This window comes from Streptomyces sp. SID5643, assembly GCF_009872555.1.
Lineage (GTDB): Bacteria > Actinomycetota > Actinomycetes > Streptomycetales > Streptomycetaceae > Streptomyces > Streptomyces iakyrus.
Genome location: NZ_WWIC01000249.1, coordinates 42,322 through 59,734, shown reverse-complemented (window position 1 = coordinate 59,734; position 17,413 = coordinate 42,322). Strand labels below are relative to the sequence as shown.

At 72.4% G+C, this 17,413-nt stretch carries 21 protein-coding genes; 10 read left to right on the top strand and 11 right to left on the bottom strand.

Annotation, left to right across the window (positions count from 1 at the left end):
- Positions 1 to 111: 111 nt before the first annotated feature.
- Together GTY56_RS27365 and GTY56_RS27360 are read left to right on the top strand one after the other, a co-directional pair.
- The gene (locus GTY56_RS27365) at positions 112 to 813 is read left to right on the top strand and encodes a DUF1707 domain-containing protein (protein WP_161367976.1); all 702 of its coding nucleotides are present in this window, start codon (positions 112 to 114) and stop codon (positions 811 to 813) included.
- Between the two features lie 114 nt (positions 814 to 927).
- The gene (locus GTY56_RS27360) at positions 928 to 1,305 is read left to right on the top strand and encodes a WhiB family transcriptional regulator (protein ID WP_078625439.1); all 378 of its coding nucleotides are present in this window, start codon (positions 928 to 930) and stop codon (positions 1,303 to 1,305) included.
- Positions 1,306 to 1,407: 102 nt separating this feature from the next.
- Here the strand turns inward: GTY56_RS27360 and glpX are convergent, their stop codons facing one another.
- Entirely contained in the window at positions 1,408 to 2,442 is a 1,035-nt protein-coding gene (glpX, locus tag GTY56_RS27355) for a class II fructose-bisphosphatase (RefSeq protein WP_161367975.1), read from the bottom strand.
- A gap of 127 nt (positions 2,443 to 2,569) precedes the next feature.
- Here glpX and GTY56_RS27350 point away from each other — a divergent pair, with 127 nt between their 5' ends.
- Positions 2,570 to 3,094: a DUF4245 family protein gene (locus GTY56_RS27350; protein ID WP_161367974.1), complete on the top strand. Its 525-nt coding sequence runs from the start codon at positions 2,570 to 2,572 to the stop codon at positions 3,092 to 3,094.
- Between the two features lie 64 nt (positions 3,095 to 3,158).
- Here the strand turns inward: GTY56_RS27350 and GTY56_RS27345 are convergent, their stop codons facing one another.
- From GTY56_RS27345 to xseA, 3 genes are all read right to left on the bottom strand, one after another.
- Positions 3,159 to 3,749, bottom strand: a complete 591-nt coding sequence (locus tag GTY56_RS27345) for a malonic semialdehyde reductase (RefSeq protein ID WP_033311178.1) — start codon at positions 3,747 to 3,749, stop codon at positions 3,159 to 3,161.
- 131 nt (positions 3,750 to 3,880) lie between these two features.
- Positions 3,881 to 4,126: an exodeoxyribonuclease VII small subunit gene (locus tag GTY56_RS27340; RefSeq protein WP_161367973.1), complete on the bottom strand. Its 246-nt coding sequence runs from the start codon at positions 4,124 to 4,126 to the stop codon at positions 3,881 to 3,883.
- Positions 4,127 to 4,135: 9 nt separating this feature from the next.
- Entirely contained in the window at positions 4,136 to 5,344 is a 1,209-nt protein-coding gene (gene xseA / locus GTY56_RS27335) for an exodeoxyribonuclease VII large subunit (RefSeq protein ID WP_161367972.1), read from the bottom strand.
- A 121-nt stretch (positions 5,345 to 5,465) separates the two neighbouring features.
- Here xseA and GTY56_RS27330 point away from each other — a divergent pair, with 121 nt between their 5' ends.
- Both GTY56_RS27330 and ppgK read left to right on the top strand, forming a co-directional pair.
- On the top strand, positions 5,466 to 6,491 hold the full coding sequence (locus GTY56_RS27330) for a 4-hydroxy-3-methylbut-2-enyl diphosphate reductase (protein ID WP_202510800.1): 1,026 nt from the start codon (positions 5,466 to 5,468) through the stop codon (positions 6,489 to 6,491).
- Between the two features lie 69 nt (positions 6,492 to 6,560).
- On the top strand, positions 6,561 to 7,307 hold the full coding sequence (ppgK, locus tag GTY56_RS27325) for a polyphosphate--glucose phosphotransferase (protein ID WP_161367970.1): 747 nt from the start codon (positions 6,561 to 6,563) through the stop codon (positions 7,305 to 7,307).
- A gap of 42 nt (positions 7,308 to 7,349) precedes the next feature.
- Here ppgK and GTY56_RS27320 read toward each other — a convergent pair whose 3' ends face one another.
- Complete coding sequence (locus GTY56_RS27320) at positions 7,350 to 7,967, bottom strand: DUF6542 domain-containing protein (protein WP_161367969.1); 618 nt, start codon at positions 7,965 to 7,967, stop codon at positions 7,350 to 7,352.
- Between the two features lie 168 nt (positions 7,968 to 8,135).
- Between GTY56_RS27320 and ychF the strand changes: the two genes are divergently transcribed.
- A complete protein-coding gene (gene ychF, locus GTY56_RS27315; RefSeq protein ID WP_161367968.1) occupies positions 8,136 to 9,224 on the top strand; it encodes a redox-regulated ATPase YchF in 1,089 nt (362 codons plus the stop codon).
- A gap of 97 nt (positions 9,225 to 9,321) precedes the next feature.
- Here ychF and GTY56_RS27310 read toward each other — a convergent pair whose 3' ends face one another.
- The 6 genes from GTY56_RS27310 to GTY56_RS27285 form a co-directional block, all read right to left on the bottom strand.
- On the bottom strand, positions 9,322 to 9,585 hold the full coding sequence (locus GTY56_RS27310; RefSeq protein WP_161367967.1) for a type II toxin-antitoxin system mRNA interferase toxin, RelE/StbE family: 264 nt from the start codon (positions 9,583 to 9,585) through the stop codon (positions 9,322 to 9,324).
- Positions 9,578 to 9,847 carry a type II toxin-antitoxin system Phd/YefM family antitoxin gene (locus GTY56_RS27305; RefSeq protein WP_161367966.1) on the bottom strand — a complete coding sequence of 90 codons (270 nt, stop codon included), beginning with the start codon at positions 9,845 to 9,847 and terminating at the stop codon, positions 9,578 to 9,580. Before GTY56_RS27305 ends, GTY56_RS27310 begins: the two co-directional genes overlap by 8 nt.
- A 40-nt stretch (positions 9,848 to 9,887) precedes the next feature.
- A complete protein-coding gene (locus tag GTY56_RS27300; protein WP_161367965.1) occupies positions 9,888 to 10,295 on the bottom strand; it encodes a hypothetical protein in 408 nt (135 codons plus the stop codon).
- The gene (locus tag GTY56_RS27295; RefSeq protein ID WP_346345598.1) at positions 10,283 to 10,975 is read right to left on the bottom strand and encodes a class F sortase; all 693 of its coding nucleotides are present in this window, start codon (positions 10,973 to 10,975) and stop codon (positions 10,283 to 10,285) included. Before GTY56_RS27295 ends, GTY56_RS27300 begins: the two co-directional genes overlap by 13 nt.
- Positions 10,968 to 11,798 carry a DUF4397 domain-containing protein gene (locus GTY56_RS27290; RefSeq protein WP_161367964.1) on the bottom strand — a complete coding sequence of 277 codons (831 nt, stop codon included), beginning with the start codon at positions 11,796 to 11,798 and terminating at the stop codon, positions 10,968 to 10,970. Before GTY56_RS27290 ends, GTY56_RS27295 begins: the two co-directional genes overlap by 8 nt.
- A gap of 95 nt (positions 11,799 to 11,893) precedes the next feature.
- On the bottom strand, positions 11,894 to 12,499 hold the full coding sequence (locus GTY56_RS27285; RefSeq protein WP_161367963.1) for an RNA polymerase sigma factor: 606 nt from the start codon (positions 12,497 to 12,499) through the stop codon (positions 11,894 to 11,896).
- Between the two features lie 162 nt (positions 12,500 to 12,661).
- On the opposite strand from GTY56_RS27285, the gene GTY56_RS27280 reads away from it, so the two are divergent.
- The 4 genes from GTY56_RS27280 (at position 12,662) to GTY56_RS27265 (ending at position 17,406) form a co-directional block, all read left to right on the top strand.
- A complete protein-coding gene (locus GTY56_RS27280; protein WP_161367962.1) occupies positions 12,662 to 13,801 on the top strand; it encodes a MerR family transcriptional regulator in 1,140 nt (379 codons plus the stop codon).
- 82 nt (positions 13,802 to 13,883) lie between these two features.
- Positions 13,884 to 15,098: a lycopene cyclase family protein gene (locus tag GTY56_RS27275; RefSeq protein ID WP_161367961.1), complete on the top strand. Its 1,215-nt coding sequence runs from the start codon at positions 13,884 to 13,886 to the stop codon at positions 15,096 to 15,098.
- Entirely contained in the window at positions 15,095 to 15,811 is a 717-nt protein-coding gene (locus tag GTY56_RS27270; RefSeq protein ID WP_161367960.1) for a class I SAM-dependent methyltransferase, read from the top strand. The genes GTY56_RS27275 and GTY56_RS27270 overlap by 4 nt, the downstream gene beginning before the upstream one ends.
- 8 nt (positions 15,812 to 15,819) lie before the next feature.
- Complete coding sequence (locus GTY56_RS27265) at positions 15,820 to 17,406, top strand: FAD-dependent oxidoreductase (protein WP_161367959.1); 1,587 nt, start codon at positions 15,820 to 15,822, stop codon at positions 17,404 to 17,406.
- The last annotated feature ends 7 nt before the right edge of the window (positions 17,407 to 17,413 follow it).

The window sequence follows — 17,413 nt, the reverse complement described above, 5'->3', positions numbered from 1 at the left end:
CCGCTGACAGCGAGCTTGTGAGGTAAGGCTCAGTTCGTCACATCCGGCCGTGCCGCACGGGGCGCCATCGGGGGGTGTCGCGATCTATCGTGTTTCGGTACGCTGCTGTGCGTGGACCTTCAGAAGCAGGACCTTCAGCAGCAGAGCGCGCCCGCTGTCTCCGATCTCCGCGCCTCCGACGCCGAGCGCGACCGCATCGCCGACATCCTGCACGACGCCCTGGCCGAAGGCCGCCTGACCGCCGACGAGCACGCCGAGCGCGTCGAGGGGGTGCTGCGCGCCAAGACGGTAGGTGAGCTGGAGGTCTTCATACGGGACCTGCCCGCGGCCCACCGCCCGGGCGCCTCCTTCTCCCCGGCTCCCGCCCCGCACCGCCCCACCGCCGGCGCCCTCCCGATCGACCCGGACGACAACGTGGTCGCGGTCTTCAGCGGAGCCGTCCGCAAGGGCCGCCGGCGTGCGGGCCGCCGTATCCACGCGTACGCGATCTTCGGCAGTGTCGAGATCGACCTCAGCGAGGCCCTCTTCGACCACCAGCAGGTCGTCGTCAAGTCGTTCGCGATCTTCGGCAGCGTCGAGATCCGCGTCCCGGAGAACGTCTCGCTGCGCGGCACGGGCAGTGGCGTCCTCGGCAGCTTCGAGGTGGACACCCTCGACTCGGGTGACCCGCAGGCCCCCATCGTCTACGTCGACGGCTGGGCCGTCCTGGGCAGCGTCGAGGCGCGGCCCAAGCGCGGCAAGGTCGTCGCGGACATCCTGGACCGGGTGCAGCGCAAGGTCGACAGGAGTTTGCGCAAACACCTGGGGCATTGACAGGAGCGAATCTCCTGAATCCGGCGGTTCGGAACTCAGTGCATAGGCGCGCGTACAGCGGGTAGGCCTTGCTGCATCGTCTCTCGCTCGCGAAGCCGTCGTCAGGAGTAGACCGTGCTGCAACCGCCGCATTCGTCCGTGCAGGTAGCTGCCGTTCCGGCCCCGCGGGTGCCAGCGCGAGACAGGGACCAGGACGCCCCGTGGCACACCGAGGCGGTGTGCCGTCGTGACGAGGCCGGCCTGTTCTTCGCCCCCTCCAAGGAGCCGACCGCCGCGAGACTGTCCCGGGAGGAGGCGGCGAAGCGGGTCTGTGCCCGGTGTCCGGTGATGGTCGAGTGCCGCGAGCACGCCCTGCTCCAGCCCGAGCCCTACGGCGTCTGGGGCGGCCTCACCGCGGCGGAGCGCCGCGTGGTCCTGGCCCGGCGCCGCCGCCGCGAGATGGAGCTGAAGAAGGCGGCCCGCCCGGCGAACCAGATAGCGGCGGCCGGCTGACAGCCGAGGGCGCGAACAGAGCGTAGGACAGGGCGTACGAAAAGGGCGTCCCCACCGCACCGGGGACGCCCTTTCGCTGTGCCGTGCCGCTGCTCCTCGGGGCTACTTCCCCTTGTCGAAGTCGATCGCGCTGTAGGCCCGCAGCTTGCTCAGCCGGTGCTCGGAGGAGATCCGGCGGACCGTGCCCGACCGCGAGCGCATCACGATCGAGTCGGTCGTGGCGTTCTCCGCCCGGTAGCGAACCCCCCGCAGCAGCTCGCCGTCGGTGATGCCGGTGGCCACGAAGAAGACGTTCTCGCCGGTGACGAGGTCCTCGGTCGTCAGCACCCGGTCGAGGTCATGCCCGGCGTCGATCGCCCGCTGCCGCTCCTCGTCGTCCTTGGGCCACAGCTTGCCCTGGATCGTGCCGCCCAGGCACTTCACCGCACAGGCCGAGATGATGCCCTCGGGCGTACCGCCGATGCCGAGCAGCAGATCGACGCCCGTGCCCTCGCGGAGCGCCAGGATCGAGCCGGCCACGTCGCCGTCGGAGATCAGCTTGATGCGGGCCCCGGTCTCCCGGATCTCCTTGATGATGCCCTCGTGCCGCGGGCGGTCCAGGATCACCACCGTCACGTCCTCCGGCGCGGACCGCTTCGCCTTGGCGACCCGCCGGATGTTCACCGCCACCGGGGCGTTGATGTCGACGAAGTCGGCCGCCTCCGGCCCGGTGACGAGCTTGTCCATGTAGAAGACGGCGGACGGGTCGAACATGGACCCGCGCTCGGCGGCGGCCAGCACCGCGATCGCGTTCGTCATGCCCTTCGCGGTCAGCGTCGTGCCGTCGATCGGGTCGACGGCGATGTCGCATTCGGGCCCGGTCCCGTCGCCCACGCGCTCCCCGTTGAACAGCATGGGGGCTTCGTCCTTCTCGCCCTCGCCGATGACGACGACGCCGTTCATCGAGACGGTGGAGACGAGGGTGCGCATGGCGCGTACCGCGGCACCGTCGGCGCCGTTCTTGTCACCCCGCCCGACCCAGCGGCCCGCGGCCATCGCCGCGGCCTCGGTGACCCGGACCAGTTCCAGGGCGAGGTTGCGGTCGGGGGCCTCGGAGGGCACATCGAGTTCGGACGGCAAGTGATGATGCTCGGTCATCGGAGCGCACCTTTCTGTACGACGACGGCCGGATGAGGGCTTTGTTGCCCGACTCTATCGCCGAGGCCGCAAAATGAGCAGGGGCCCCCACGGATGAGCGCGGCAGGGACCTGCGACGATAGGGGGCGTGGCAGGCAAGAACGGCAAGCAGAAGACGGCACGGGACATGATCCTCTCCCTGGGAGTCATCGTCCTGGTGGCGGGCTTCGTGTACCTCTTCATCCCGCACGACGACAGCGCGCCCGACGTCAAGGCCGTCGACTACCGGGTCGAACTGCTCACGGCACGCCGCGCCGCCTCCTACCCGGTGGCCGCGCCCCAGGGTCTGCCCGGCACATGGAAGGCCACCTCCGTCCGCTTCCAGGGCGAGGAGTTCGACGCCTGGCACCTCGGCTTCCACGATCCCGAGGGGGAGTACGCGGCGGTCGAGCAGTCCACTCAGCGGCGCCCCGTCTTCCTCGACGAGGCGACCCAGGGCGCACGGGAGACCGGGAAGACCGAGAAGATCGCCGGCGAGACGTGGACCCGTTACGAGGGCGGCCGGTACGACGCGCTGGTCCTGGAGGGCACCAAGGGCTCGACGACGGTCGTGACGGGCACCGCCTCGTTCGCCCGGCTGACGCAGCTGGCCGAGGCGCTGCGGACGAAGTGAACACGTATGAGGAGGGCCCCGGCGTCATGACGCCGGGGCCCTCCTCATACGTGTCCTCGGTGGCTCAGACCGTCGTGACGACCTGGTCGAAGCCCAGGCGCGGGGAGCGCGGGTGCCAGGCGTCCGGGCCCGGGCGGCCGATGTTGACGACCATCAGCGGGGTGTGGTCGTCGTCCAGGAACTCCTTGCGCACACCCTCGAAGTCGAAGCCGGTCATCGGTCCGGCGGCCAGACCGGCGGCGCGGACGCCGACGATGAAGTACGCGGCCTGGAGGGCGGCGTTCAGCGCGGCGGCGTTCTCGCGGACCGGGCGCTCGGTGAAGAAGACGTCCTTGATCTGCGGGGCGGCCGGGAACAGGTGCGGCAGCTCCTCGTGGAACTCGTTGTCCGCGGAGAGGATCGCCACCAGCGGTGCGCTCGCGGTCTTGGGCCGGTTGCCCTCGGCCATGTGCGCCACCAGACGCTCGCGGGCCTCGGGGGAGCGGACCAGGGTGATGCGCAGCGGGGTCTGGTTGAAGGCGGTCGGACCGTACTTGACCAGGTCGTAGATCGCCTGCACCTGCTCATCGGTCACCGGCTCGTCGGTGAAGGTGTTGGCGCTGCGGGCCTCACGGAACAGAAGGTCCTGGGCTGCGGGGTCAAGAACGAGGGACATGAAGGCACTTTCTCGCGACGGTCGATCCGGAAGACCGGCTGACACGTTCGACCGTACGCGAATGAAGTTCAACGTTCAACCAATGTCGGGGTGTCGTGTATCACGACCCGAACACCCCTGGTCACCCCTGGTCACCCCGCGTCCTCGCCCTCCGCGGTCTCCTCCGCCAGCGCCGCGTCCAGCCGCGCCCGCGCACCCTCCAGCCACCGCCGGCACACCGTGGCCAGCTCCTCGCCCCGCTCCCAGAGCGCGAGGGACTCCTCCAGCGTCGTACCGCCCGCCTCCAGGCGCCGGACGACCTCGATGAGCTCGTCCCGCGCCTGCTCGTACCCGAGCGCCTCGCTCGTGCCCGGTGTCTCGTCAACCTCGCTGGTCATCCACCCACCCTATGTGTCCACTCGTACGGAGAACTCACCCTCGGAGACCCGCGCGCGCAGGGCCTCCCCGCTCGTCACCTCGCCCGGGTCGCGGACCGCGTGCCCGTCCGCCCTCTGCAACACGGCGTACCCGCGCTTCAGGGTCGCGGCGGGGGAGAGGGCCACCACGCGCGCGTGCGTGTGCGACAGCTCCGAGTCGGCGCGGTCGAGCTGGTGCCGCAGGCAGCGCCGGGCCCGGTCGAGCAGGTCCGCCACCTGGTCGGCACGCACGTCGATCATCCGGTGCGGATCCTGTATCGACGGCCGCGTCAGCGCGTGCGCCAGCCCCCGCTCCTCCCGGTCCAGCAGCGCCGCCACGCACCGCCGCGCCCGGTCCCGCAGCTGCCGCACGCGCTCGTACTCCTCGCCGACGTCCGGCACGACCTTCTTGGCGGCGTCGGTCGGGGTCGAGGCGCGCAGGTCGGCGACGTGGTCCAGCAGCGGGTTGTCCGGTTCGTGCCCGATGGCGGACACCACGGGCGTACGGCACTGCGCGACCGTGCGGATCAGCTGCTCGTCGGAGAACGGCAGCAGGTCCTCCACGCTGCCGCCGCCCCGGGCGACGATGATCACGTCGACGTCGTCGAGCGCGTCGAGCTCCTTCACGGCCTGCACGACCTGCGGCACGGCGTGCACGCCCTGCACGGCGACGTTGCGCACCTCGAAGCGCACGGCGGGCCAGCGGTGCCGCGCGTTCTCCAGGACGTCCCGCTCGGCGGCCGAGGCCCGGCCGCACACCAGCCCGACCAGCTGCGGTAGGAACGGCAGCGGCTTCTTGCGCTCCGGCGCGAACAGCCCCTCCCGGGCGAGGGCCTTCTTCAGCTGCTCCAGGCGCGCGAGCAGCTCACCGACCCCGACGGGCCGTATCTCGGCGGCCCGCAGCGACAACTGCCCGCGCGGGGCGTACCACTCGGGCTTGGCGAGGACGACGACCCGGGCGCCCTCGCTCACCACGTCCGCGACGGCGTCGAACACCTGCCGGTAGCAGGTGACGCTCACCGAGATGTCGTACGACGGGTCCCGCAGCGTCAGGAACACCACCCCCGCGCCCGGCCGCCGCGACAACTGCGTGATCTGTCCCTCGACCCACACCGCCCCGAGCCGGTCGATCCAGCCCCCGATGAGCCGCGACACCTCGCCGACGGGCAGCGGGGCTTCCGGAGTCGTGTTCACAGCCATGTCCGCGAGCGTAGTGGGCCCCGCCGACAACGCCGCTCACGTCTCTCGCGCGGGGCCCGTGCCGGTCTTCGCCGGAGCGTCACACGGACGGGATCTTCGAGCCGCCGGACGCGGCCTTACGATGGGACGCATGTCTGCTTCGCCTGGCCGCCGTGTCCTGCTCGCCGCCCCCCGTGGCTACTGCGCGGGTGTGGACCGCGCCGTGATCGCCGTCGAGAAAGCCCTGGAGCAGTACGGCGCTCCGGTGTACGTCCGGCACGAGATCGTCCACAACAAGTACGTCGTGCAGACCCTGGAGAAGAAGGGCGCGATCTTCGTCGAGCAGACGGAGGAAGTGCCCCCGGGGAACATCGTCATGTTCTCCGCGCACGGCGTGGCCCCCGTCGTCCACGAGGAGGCCGAGCGCGGCAAGCTCGCCACCATCGACGCCACCTGCCCCCTGGTCACCAAGGTCCACAAGGAAGCCGTCCGCTTCGCGAACGAGGACTACGACATCCTCCTGATCGGTCACGAGGGCCACGAGGAGGTCATCGGCACCTCCGGCGAGGCCCCCGACCACATCCAGCTCGTCGACGGGCCGGGCGACGTGGCGAAGGTCGAGGTCCGCGACCCGTCCAAGGTCGTCTGGCTCTCCCAGACCACGCTGTCCGTCGACGAGACCATGGAGACCGTCGACGCCCTGAAGGACAAGTTCCCGCAGCTCATCTCCCCGCCCAGCGACGACATCTGCTACGCCACGCAGAACCGCCAGCTGGCCGTGAAGCAGATGGGCGCCGAGTCCGACCTGGTCATCGTGGTCGGCTCGCGCAACTCCTCCAACTCCAAGCGGCTCGTCGAGGTCGCCAAGATCGCCGGTGCCCGTGAGGCCTACCTCGTGGACTTCGCCGACGAGATCGACGAGGCCTGGCTGGAGGGCGTGACCACGGTCGGCGTCACCTCGGGCGCCTCCGTCCCGGAGGTCCTGGTCGAGCAGGTCCTGGAGTGGCTGTCGCAGCGCGGTTTCGAGGACGTCGAGATCGTCAAGGCGGCCGAGGAGTCCATCACGTTCTCCCTGCCCAAGGAGCTGCGCCGCGACCTGCGCGAGGAGGCGGCTTCGCTGGTCGCCGGACGCGGTGGCGCCGGGACCGGTGAAGATTCCGCGAAGTGACCGGGTACGGGCCGGGCAGCGACCGCCGTCCGGCCTGTGACTGTCAGTCGTTCGTCGTAACGTAGGGCCATGCAGATCTTCGGAGTGGACATCGGCGGATCCGGGATCAAGGGTGCGCCGGTGGACCTGGACAAGGGCGACCTGGCGCAGGAGCGCCACAAGGTCCTCACCCCCCACCCGGCCACGCCCGACGCGGTGGCCGACGGCGTCAGGCAGGTGGTCGGCCACTTCGGCTGGACGGGCCCCGTCGGGGTCACGTTCCCGGGCGTGGTCACCGACGGAGCCACGATCCGCACGGCGGCGAACGTCGACGACAGCTGGATCGACACCGACGCCCGCGCGCTGCTCGGCGAGCGGCTGGGCGGTCTGCCGGTGACGGTGGTCAACGACGCGGACGCCGCGGGAGTCGCCGAGATGCACTTCGGCGCCGGCCGCGACCGCCGGGGCACGGTGATCCTGCTGACCCTCGGCACCGGCATCGGCAGCGCGGTCTTCGTCGACGGCGTCCTCGTCCCCAACACCGAGCTGGGCCACCTGGAGCTCGACGGGCACGACGCGGAGAAGCGGGCCTCCAGCAAGGCCCGCGAGGACCACGACATGACGTGGGAGCACTGGGCGGTGCACCGCGTGCGCAAGTACCTCGCCCATGTCGAGATGCTGTTCTCGCCGGAGCTGTTCATCATCGGCGGCGGCGTCAGCCGCAAGGCCCACAAGTTCCTGCCCCACATCGAGGGCATCAAGGCCGAGATCGTCCCGGCGCAGTTGCAGAACAACGCGGGGATCGTGGGCGCGGCGATGCGGGCGGCCGAGCGCTGAGGCCCGTCCGGAGAGGACCTCACGCCGTGCGAGCGGGGGAGGTCACACCGGCGGCCGGGCCCCTGCCGTCCGCCGCCGGTGCACCAGCCTGATCCGCCGGACGATCACGATCAGCCCGGCGATCAGCGTCCCTCCGTACAGCCAGCCGGCCTGCGTGGCGAGCGCCGTCAGTAGGCCCATCAGCCTGCTGCCGGTCCCCTGCTCGCCGTCGGCCAGCGGTAGCAGCCCCACGGCGAACGCGATCGGCACCACGATCGGCGCGGTCATCAGGTCCCCCGGGCGCACCCACAGCGCGGTCAGCGCGCACACCGGCAGGAACAGCACGCCGTACGCCGTCAGGGACGCCCCGAACAGCGCCGAGCAGAGCGTGCCCAGCAGGAGCATCACCACCGCGCAGAACAGCCCGCTGCCCAGGCCGGTCAGCCGGGGGTTCGGCAGCCGGCCCGCGGTGAGCGCCGGTGCGGGCGCCGGCCGTCGTACCGGTGCCGGGCGGCGCTGCGGTCCGGGCGGCCGGGCCGCGCGCACGGGCCCGCCCCCCGCTCCCCGCCCTGCCTGGGACGGCACGGGTTGCCGGGGCGGCCCGGGAGGCCGGGGCCGTTCCCGTCGCGGTCCGTGCTGTCGCGTTCCGTATTGAGGAGATCGCGTCCTGTATTGCTCCACCGCACCAACTTAGGTCGTTCAATATGCCGAATAGCCCTTCAGACACGCCGTCGGCCGCGGCTTAGCCAAGCGTTCGACAGTCCGCCCGGACGGTTCCGGACACGCCGTAGACTGGTGGATCGGCCGGTCCCCTGGCCTCCTGGCCCTCCACTCACGGGAAGTCGCAACGTGTCGCTCACGATCGGAATCGTCGGTCTGCCGAATGTCGGCAAGTCGACCCTGTTCAACGCCCTGACCAAGAACGACGTGCTGGCGGCCAACTACCCGTTCGCCACGATCGAGCCCAACGTCGGCGTCGTCGGTGTGCCCGACCCCCGTCTGACGAAACTGGCGGAGATCTTCTCCTCGCAGCGGGTCCTTCCGGCCACCGTCGACTTCGTCGACATCGCCGGCATCGTCCGCGGCGCCTCCGAGGGCGAGGGCCTGGGCAACAAGTTCCTCGCGAACATCCGCGAGTCGGACGCGATCTGCCAGGTCATCCGCGCCTTCAAGGACGAGAACGTCGTGCACGTGGACGGCAAGGTCTCCCCGAAGGACGACATCGAGACGATCAACACCGAGCTGATCCTCGCGGACCTCCAGACCATCGAGAAGGTCCTGCCGCGCCTCCAGAAGGAGTCGCGCATCAAGAAGGACATCGCGCCGAAGGTCAAGGCCGTCGAGGAGGCCAAGGAGATCCTGGAGAGGGGCGACACGCTGTTCTCCGCGGGCATCGTCCAGGGCTCCGGCAACGAGGAGCTGCTGCACGACCTGCACCTGCTCACCACCAAGCCGTTCCTCTACGTCTTCAACGTCGACGAGGACGAGCTGACCGACGAGGACTTCAAGAACGAGCAGCGCGCGCTGGTCGCCCCCGCCGAGGCGATCTTCCTCAACGCCAAGCTGGAGGCGGACCTCGCCGAGCTCGACGAGGACGAGGCGCTGGAACTCCTCCAGTCCGTCGGCCAGGAGGAGCCGGGCCTGGCGACCCTGGCCCACGTCGGCTTCCGCACCCTGGGCCTCCAGACCTACCTGACGGCCGGCCCCAAGGAATCCCGGGCCTGGACCATCAAGAAGGGCGCGACGGCCCCCGAGGCGGCCGGCGTCATCCACACCGACTTCCAGAAGGGCTTCATCAAGGCGGAGGTCATCTCCTTCGACGACCTGGTGGAGACGGGCTCGGTGGCGGAGGCCCGCGCGAAGGGGAAGGCGCGGATGGAGGGCAAGGAGTACGTGATGCAGGACGGGGATGTGGTGGAGTTCCGGTTCAACGTCTGATTCAGACGTGAACACACGGCCTGACCTGCGAGAAAGCAGGTCAGGCCGTGTGTCGTCCCGCATGTCGTCCCGTAGTGGTCCGCGGACCCTGGAGCGGCTACGTGTCGTAGACCGTGGAACGGTGTCCGACGTGTACGACCCACACCACCAGCTCCCCGTTGTCGATCGTGTAGACGACCCGGTAATCGCCGACCCGTAGGCGGCGGCGCTCGGGCTGGGATACGAGTGCGGTGGTGTTGAAGCCGAAGGGGTCGCTCTCCAGCTCTGTCAGTTTGGCCAGGATGCGAAGCGCCATGTCACGCGGGATCTTGCGCAGCTCCGCCTGGGCCTCGGGCCGGAAGACCGTGCGGTGCTCACTCACTGCGCGCCAGCGTCTCCCTCATGACGTCCTCGATCGGGATGCCGGGTGCCGGGTTCGCCATGCGCTCGTCGATGATCCGGTTGATCTCGCGCTCTTCCCATTCCTGGTACTTGCGCAGCACCTCGATGGACACGACGGCGGCGACCTGCTTGCCGCGTCGGGTGATCACGGTGGGTACGTCGTCCCGGTCGGCTCGCTCCACGACCTCGGCGAGGTGTGCCCGGACATCGCGAATGGACTCTATGGGCAGTGGCTGCGTCATGCGCCCAAGGGTACCGAGTGTCTCATGTGTACACAACGGCTCATGACTGCTCCGGGGTCCGGCCCTGGCGGACAACCCCGCGCCGCACCAGCTCCGCGCGCTCGTGCAGGTACCGGTGGGCGACCGCGATGCCCGCGGCGGCGGCGAGAGCCAGGAGGGCGAGGAGTAGTCGCCTTCCGGGGGCCGGGGCGGGTGCGGGCGGCCGGGGGGTGGCCGGGGTGCCGGAGACGTCCCGGCTGATCCGCTGCCAGACGCGGTCCGGGGGTGCCGTCGGCAGGTCCACGAGCTGTGCGGTGCGGGCCGCCGCGACCACGCGGGTCAGCATGCGGAGCTCGTCACGGCAGCGGTCGCACTGCTCGACGTGCCGCAGGGCCTCGGTGTCGGCGTCGGTCGGCGTGGCGTTGCGCAGCGCCAGTTCCACCAGGTGCGCGGACTCTACGTGGGCCACTTCGCCCTCCCGTTCCCCGCTGCGCGGGACTCGACGGGCTCCGCCGTGACGACCAGGTTGGACACGTAGCCGCCTCGCCCGGGGTCGTACGGAGGCGCACAGGTGATGAGGGTGAGGACGGGGGCACCGCTCCGGCGGAACGCCGAGGGCGGCAGGTCGTCCTTGGGCACGGTGACCCGTGAGACGACCCGGTAGTGCACCGGCCCGCCCCCCGTCCGGCGCACCTCGACGCGGTCTCCGCGCCGCACGTCGTACAGCGCCAGGAACTCACCGAGGTCGCCGGACTCGGAGTCGACGTGCCCGACGAGCACGGCCGAGCCCCGGGCACTGCCCGGCGCGGGGCCGTAGCGGTACCAGCCGGCGCGGGACGGGTCGTCGGGGACGGCCATGTCCCCCCGGTCCGTCACGCCCACCGGACCGACCTCGGCGTCGAGGTCGGCGCGGGGGACGAGCACGCGCCGGGGCGGTGGATCCTGCTCCGTGCCGGGCGCCGCCTCCGGGGCCGCCGCGCTCCCGCTTTCCGGCGGCGCTGCCGCCGCGCTCCCGCTTTCCGGCGGCGCTGCCGCCGCGTCGGGCGGGGACGCGGCCGGCTGCGACGGCGTGGCCGGAAAACCGAGGACGGCTGCCAGAGCGGCAGCCGCCACCATCGGTCCCGTCAGCCGTCGCGTGCCGTCAGCCACGCCGGCGGGCGACCCGGCGGGTCACCAGCAGGCCCGCCACCGCGACCGCTCCGGCCCCGACGGCCCAGGCCGGCCCCAGGTCGGAGGAGTTCGGCGCGACGGCGGCACCGCTGCCGCCCGCGGGGACGCCCTTGGGCGAGGACTCCATGCCGCTGAACGTCTGGGTCGCCAGCGCCAGGTTCTTGTCCTCGGCGCTGCCCCAGGCGTAGACGACGTTGCTGGTGCCTTCGCCGAGCTTCAGGTCGGCCGGGCCTATGGCCACGGTGTCCGTACCGGCGAGCACCACATCCGCGTTGACCGTGCCCGCGTCGACCTCGGCGGTGTCCTCCTTCGGGTTGGTCAGGTTGCTGAACACCGGCTGCCCGCCGGCCCGGACGTCGACGGCCGGCGCGGCCGCGACATGGCGGACCGTCAGGCGGGACTTGCCCGCCTCGACCTGGGAGACGTCGTTGGTGAAGGCCGTCAGCTGGGGATCGCCGCCGGCGGTGAGGTGGGCGGCGACCGTGGCGTTCGCGCCCTGAGACACCTCGATCTTCTTCTCCAGGGCCGGAGTTCCTTCCGGTCCCTTGCCCGCTTCGAAGACCTGGATGTCGTAGCTCCCGGCGTCGAGGGACAGCGGGTCCGTCACGGTGCCGGGCTTGAAGTCGCCGATCAGTTCATCGCCGTTGGCGTACACGTCCACGGTCATACCGGGGATGCCGTGGAAGACGGACACCATGGCCTTGTCCTGCTCCTGGGCGGCCAGGGCCGGCGCCGAGACGCCGAGGGCCAGGGCGCAGGCACCGGTCGAGGCGGCGATGGCGATGCGGGTGCGTGAAATCATGGGAATCATCCCTTCGAACGGAGCCCCGTACGGTGCGGGGTCTCAGTCCTGTTTCAGGTGTGGGGGCCGCCGCGGATGCGCGTACGGCCGCACCGCTAGAGGTCCGAGCCCTGGACCGGTGACTGCTCTATCGCCTGGCGGAGCCGGTGCAGGCCGCGTCGGGCGTGGCTCTTGACGGTCCCCAGGGGCATGCCGGTCCGCTCCGCGATCTGCGCCTGGGTCAGGTCCTCGTAGAAGGCCATGCACAGCACCTCCCTTTGCCGGCACGGCAGTTGTGCCAGGGCGTCGACGAGCAGCACCCGGTCCAGGACGCGGTCCGGTGCCGCCTCGTCGGGCCCGGTGGTGTCCGCCTCACGACCGGCCGAGTCGATGAGCGTCAGACGCTTCGTCCGGGCCGCCAGCGCGTCGACGATCTTGCGGCGGGTGATGCCGACCAGCCAGGCGCCGAGCGGACCCCGTTCGGGGCGGAATCCGGCCCGGCCGTGCCAGGCGCCGAGGAACACCTGCTGGGTCACGTCCTCCGCCTCGTAGGTGTCGCCGAGCAGTCGGGTGGCCATGGTGTGGACGAGCGAGCCCCATCGCCGGTAGATCGCGGCGAACGCCTCCTCGTCGGCGGCGACGAGGCCACGGGCCAGTTCCTCCTCGTACCGCGTCTCCTCCGCGGGTGCGGCGGGTGCGGTGATGCGCGTGTTGGTGATCATGGCCTGGTTCCTCCTGCAGTGCGTCGCGCGGGGACGGAAGGCCGTCTGCCGAACCGCACCGGTCGGGCTGTGCCCAGCCGCGACCATGCGCTCGAAACCAGTGTTCGGCGCACAAACGACGCGAGACAACGTGCGTCGTTTGTGCGTCGTACAGTCGGAGGTATGGGTGTACACGAACGGGACAGCCGGGGCCGCGGGCCCGGGAGCACGCCGGACGGCGTCGGACTGACCACCGGGGAGGTGGCCAGGAGGCTGGGGGTCGCCCCCACCACGGTCCGCACCTGGGACCGGCGCTACGGCCTCGGACCCGAGGTGCACACAGGCGGCCGGCACCGGCGGTGGACCCCCGTGGACGTGGCCCGGCTGGAGCGGATGTGCGCCCTGACGGCGACCGGGATACCGCCCGCCGAGGCGGCCCGCACGGTGCTCGGCGAAACGACGCAGGAGCCGGCCCCGGCGGCTCGGGCCGCCCCGGCGCCACCGGCACCCCCGGAAGCGGCCGGGGAAACGGCGGGGGAGGAGGCCCCCCCGGCCCGGAGGGACGAGAGCGTGGCACCGCGACCGTCCGTCCGCGGCCGCAGCCGGGCGGGCAGCGGGCTGCGCCTCGGTGACGTGCGTCAGGAGTGCAAGGGCATCGCACGTGCCGCGCTGCGCCTCGACGCCTCAGCGCTCGACGAACTGCTGGAGACCGCGATCGCCGAGCACGGCCTGGTCGCCGCCTGGACCGAGGTGATCATGCCGACCCTCCAGGCCGTCGGCCGCAAGTGGGAGAGCTCCGGCGAGAAGTACGTCGAGGTCGAGCACTTCCTGTCCTGGCACGTCTCCGGCGCGCTGCGGCGCTGCGCACCGCCGACGGCCGCCGACCGGCCGGGCGCCACCGTCGTGCTCGCCTGTGTGCCGGGGGAGAACCACACGCTGCCCCTGGAGGTGCTGGCCGCCGCGCTCGCCGAACGCGGCCTGCCGGTACGCATGTTCGGCGGCGCCCTGCCCGTGGAGTCCCTCGTCACGGCCGTCCGCAGAACCGGGCCGGCGGCGGTGGCGCTGTGGGCGCAGTCCCGGACGACCGCCAGCCGCCCGCTGGCCCAGCACGTGGCGGCGATGGAGTGGGGCGTGCGGGGCGCCCGCCGCAAGCCGGTCGTCCTGACGATCGGGCCCGGCTGGAGCGGCCGGACCGTTCCCGGCCTGCCGCGCCCCACGGGGCTGGCCGAGGCCGTCGCGGTTCTTGAGACGGTCGTCTCGCGCCAGGGGGCTGGATCTCCCCAGGGGGTGCATCCGGACACGGGCACCCGCCGGAAGCGGTGAACGGACAGCACACGACGGACAGGGAACAGCCGGCCGGTGGCCGGGAGCGGAGTGTGGAGATGAAGGGCGCGTGGTGGGCCCGGTGAGCCGGGAACCTGTCGGCACCTCGGACGTGGTGGTCGTCGGGGGCGGTGCCGCCGGGCTCAGCCTCGCGTACCGGCTGGTCGAGACCGGCGTCGCGACCGTGACCGTGGTCGAACCGCCGGACGGTCCCGCGCGTCCCGCGGAGCGGACCTGGTGCTACTGGGACCAGGGCGACGGCGACTTCGAGGAGGCGGTCACCGCCACCTGGCCCCTGCTGCGGGTGCACGGCCCGGACGGCGCCCCGCTCACCGTCGATCCGGCCCCCGCGCGCTACCGCATGGTGCGCTCCGCGGCCTTCGAACGACTCGTGCACGCCCGGCTGGCGCGCGCGCCCGGCGGGCGGCTGCTGCGCGCCACGGCCGGCACGGTGCGCGACGTGCCCGGGGGCGCGGAGGTCCGCTGCACGGCACAGGACGGCCGGGCACTGACGCTGCGCGCCCGCTACGTGTTCGACTCGCGGCCCCTGCGCGCCCTGCCCCCCGCCCGGACGCAGCTGCTCCAGCACTTCCGCGGCTGGTTCGTGCGCACCCGCGGCGACCGTTTCGACCCGGCGGTCGCCGACCTCATGGACTTCCGGGTGCCCCAGCCGCGGCACGGGCTCGCCTTCGGCTACGTCCTGCCGCTGGCCCCGGACCGGGCGCTCGTCGAGTACACCGAGTTCTCCCGCACCCCGCTGACCACCGGGGCCTACGAGGCGGCGCTCGGCCACTACGCCCGCGAGGTGCTGCGCCTGGGCGGGTTCGGCGTGGAGAGCGCCGAGCAGGGCGTCATCCCGATGACCGACGCCCGCTTCCCCCGGCGGGCCGGAACGGCCGTCTTCCGCATCGGCACGGCGGGCGGCGCGACCCGCCCCGCCACCGGCTACACCTTCGCCGCGGTCCAGCGGCACAGCCGGGCCATCGCCGCCACCCTGCGCGACGGCCGCGCCAGAGTGCCCGCACCGCACGGGAGGCGGGCCCTCGCCATGGACGCGGTGCTGCTGCGGGCCCTGGACACCGGGCGTATCGACGGTCCCGCGTTCTTCACCGGCCTGTTCCGCCGGACGCCGGCGCCGCGCCTGCTGCGCTTCCTCGACGGCGCCACCTCGCTCGGCGAGGAGTGGGGCATCGGACTGCGCACCCCGGTGGGCCCGATGCTCCGCACCGCGCTCGAAGTGCCCTTCCTCCCCCGCCGCACCCACCCTGCCTCAGGAACCGGAGAGAGCCACCGATGACCCTGCTGCGCGACCACGACCTGGCACGCGCCTTCGACCACGCGTCCCGCACCTACGACCGCCTCACCGGCCTCAACCCCGGTTACCGCGCCGACCTGCTGCGCTCGGCCCGCCGGCTGAAGCTCCCCGGGGACGGGGCCGGCCTGCACCTGCTCGATCTCGGCTGCGGCACCGGCGCCTCCACCCGGGCCCTGCTGCGGGCAGCGCCCCGGGCGCGGATCACCGCCGTGGACGCCTCCGCGGGCATGCTGCGCCGGGCGCTGGCCAAGCCGTGGCCCGACGGCGTGCGGTTCCTGCACCTGAGCGCCGAGGAACTCCACGCGGCCGGTGAAGGGCCCTTCGACGCGGTCTTCGCCGCCTACCTGTTCCGCAACGTCTCCGACCCGGACGCCGTCCTCGGCACGGTGCGCCGACTCCTGCGGCCGGGCGGGAGGCTCGCCGTCCACGAGTACAGCCTCACCGGCTCGCCCGCGCACCGGGCGCTGTGGACGGCCGTGTGCCGGGGGGTGATCATCCCGGCGGGCACGCTCACCGGAGACCGGGCCCTGTACCGGCACCTGTGGCACAGCGTGCTCGACTTCGACACCGCTTCCGCCTTCACCGGGCGGCTGACGCGCGCCGGATTCACGGGCGCGCGGGCCCTGCCCCTCGCCGGATGGCAGACCGGCATCACGCACACGTTCGTCGCCGCGGCGCGGGAGGCCGGCCGATGAGCCACCCGATGAGCCCCCCGACGAGCCACCTGACGACCCCCCGTAAGGCCGCCCGCCGCGGCCGGGACCGCAAGGCCGAGGTCCTGATGCCGGCGCCCGGCCGGGACCGGTTCACGCGCGAGGACGCGCCGTCCGTCGCCGTGGTGGGCGGGGGGATCGCCGGTCTCGCCGCCGCCACCGGACTGGCCGAACGCGGCGCCCGTGTGACCCTCTACGAACGCGAGGACGTCCTGGGCGGCCGCCTCGCCGGCCACCGCACCCGGCTGGCCGACGGCTCCGAGGTGACCATGAGCCGCGGCTTCCACGCCTTCTTCCGCCAGTACTACAACCTGCGCGGCCTGCTGCGGCGCACCGACCCCGCCCTCGCCCGCCTCACCCCGCTCCCCGACTACCCCCTGCGGCACAGCGGCGGGCTGACCGACAGCTTCGCCCGCGTCCCGCGCACCCCACCCCTCAGCGCCCTCGGCTTCGTCGCCCTCAGCCCCACCTTCGGCCTGCGCGACCTCGCCGCCCTGGACGCCCGGGCGGCGCTGCCGCTGATGGACGTGCGCGTGCCCGACGTGTACGCACGCTTCGACCGGGTCGGCGCGACCGCCTTCCTGGAAAGCGTCCGCTTCCCCGAGGCCGCGCACCACCTGGCGTTCGAGGTGTTCTCCCGCAGCTTCTTCGCCGACCCGCGCGAACTCTCCGCCGCCGAGTTGCTGCTGATGTTCCACATCTACTTCCTCGGCTCCTCGGAGGGGCTGCTCTTCGACGTGCCCGACGAGCCCTTCCCGCAGGCCCTGTGGGAGCCGCTCGCCGACTACCTCCGGCGCCTCGGCGCGACCGTCCGCACCGGCACCCCCGTCCTCGCCGTGGAGCCCGGCGCCGCAGGAGGAGCCGAGGTGAGCACCGGCAGCGGCACCGGCCGGCACGACGCGGTGGTGCTCGCCCTCGACACCGCGGGACTGCGCCGGGTCGTCGCCGGATCGCCCCGCCTCGGCACCGCCCCCTGGCGCGAGGACATCGCCGCCCTGCGCACCGCACCGCCGTTCCTCGTCTCGCGGCTCTGGCTCGACCGGCCGGTGCGCGCCGACCGCCCCGGCTTCCTCGGCACCAGCGGCTACGACGGCCTCGACAACATCAGCGTCCTGGAACGCTACGAGGGCGAAGCCGCCCGCTGGGCCGCGAAGCACGGGGGTTCCGTCGTCGAACTGCACGCCTACGCCGTCGACCCCGGCGCGGAGCGCGAGACCGTGCAGGACGAACTGCTCGGTCAGCTGCGGCGGGTGTACCCGGAGACCCGTCAGGCGCGCCTCGTCGACGCCCGGCACGAGTGGCGCTCGGACTGTCCGCTCTTCCCGGTCGGCACCCACCACCGGCGCCCCACCGTACGGACCCCGCACCCGTGGCTGACGCTGGCCGGTGACGGACTGCGCTGCGACCTGCCCGTGGCCCTGATGGAACGCGCCGCCACCACCGGCTTCCTGGCCTCCAACGCCCTGCTCGCCCGGTGGGGCGTCCGCGGCCAGGTGCTGTGGACCGTGCCACGGGCCGGCCGCTCCCCGGTGCTGCGGGCGCTCGGCGCGCTCGCGGAACGCGGGGCGCGCCGGTGACGCAGGA

What these genes read in the sequence shown, in the direction of transcription:
- GTY56_RS27290 (WP_161367964.1), bottom strand. Translation starts at nt 11,798, where the DNA reads ATGATTTCACGCACCCGCATCGCCATCGCCGCCTCGACCGGTGCCTGC.
- GTY56_RS27270 (WP_161367960.1), top strand. Translation starts at nt 15,095, where the DNA reads ATGACCCTGCTGCGCGACCACGACCTGGCACGCGCCTTCGACCACGCG.
- GTY56_RS27305 (WP_161367966.1), bottom strand. Translation starts at nt 9,847, where the DNA reads ATGACGCAGCCACTGCCCATAGAGTCCATTCGCGATGTCCGGGCACAC.
- GTY56_RS27345 (WP_033311178.1), bottom strand. Translation starts at nt 3,749, where the DNA reads ATGTCCCTCGTTCTTGACCCCGCAGCCCAGGACCTTCTGTTCCGTGAG.
- GTY56_RS27265 (WP_161367959.1), top strand. Translation starts at nt 15,820, where the DNA reads ATGAGCCCCCCGACGAGCCACCTGACGACCCCCCGTAAGGCCGCCCGC.
- GTY56_RS27280 (WP_161367962.1), top strand. Translation starts at nt 12,662, where the DNA reads ATGGGTGTACACGAACGGGACAGCCGGGGCCGCGGGCCCGGGAGCACG.
- GTY56_RS27285 (WP_161367963.1), bottom strand. Translation starts at nt 12,499, where the DNA reads ATGATCACCAACACGCGCATCACCGCACCCGCCGCACCCGCGGAGGAG.
- GTY56_RS27340 (WP_161367973.1), bottom strand. Translation starts at nt 4,126, where the DNA reads ATGACCAGCGAGGTTGACGAGACACCGGGCACGAGCGAGGCGCTCGGG.
- glpX (WP_161367975.1), bottom strand. Translation starts at nt 2,442, where the DNA reads ATGACCGAGCATCATCACTTGCCGTCCGAACTCGATGTGCCCTCCGAG.
- ppgK (WP_161367970.1), top strand. Translation starts at nt 6,561, where the DNA reads ATGCAGATCTTCGGAGTGGACATCGGCGGATCCGGGATCAAGGGTGCG.
- xseA (WP_161367972.1), bottom strand. Translation starts at nt 5,344, where the DNA reads ATGGCTGTGAACACGACTCCGGAAGCCCCGCTGCCCGTCGGCGAGGTG.
- GTY56_RS27330 (WP_202510800.1), top strand. Translation starts at nt 5,466, where the DNA reads ATGGGACGCATGTCTGCTTCGCCTGGCCGCCGTGTCCTGCTCGCCGCC.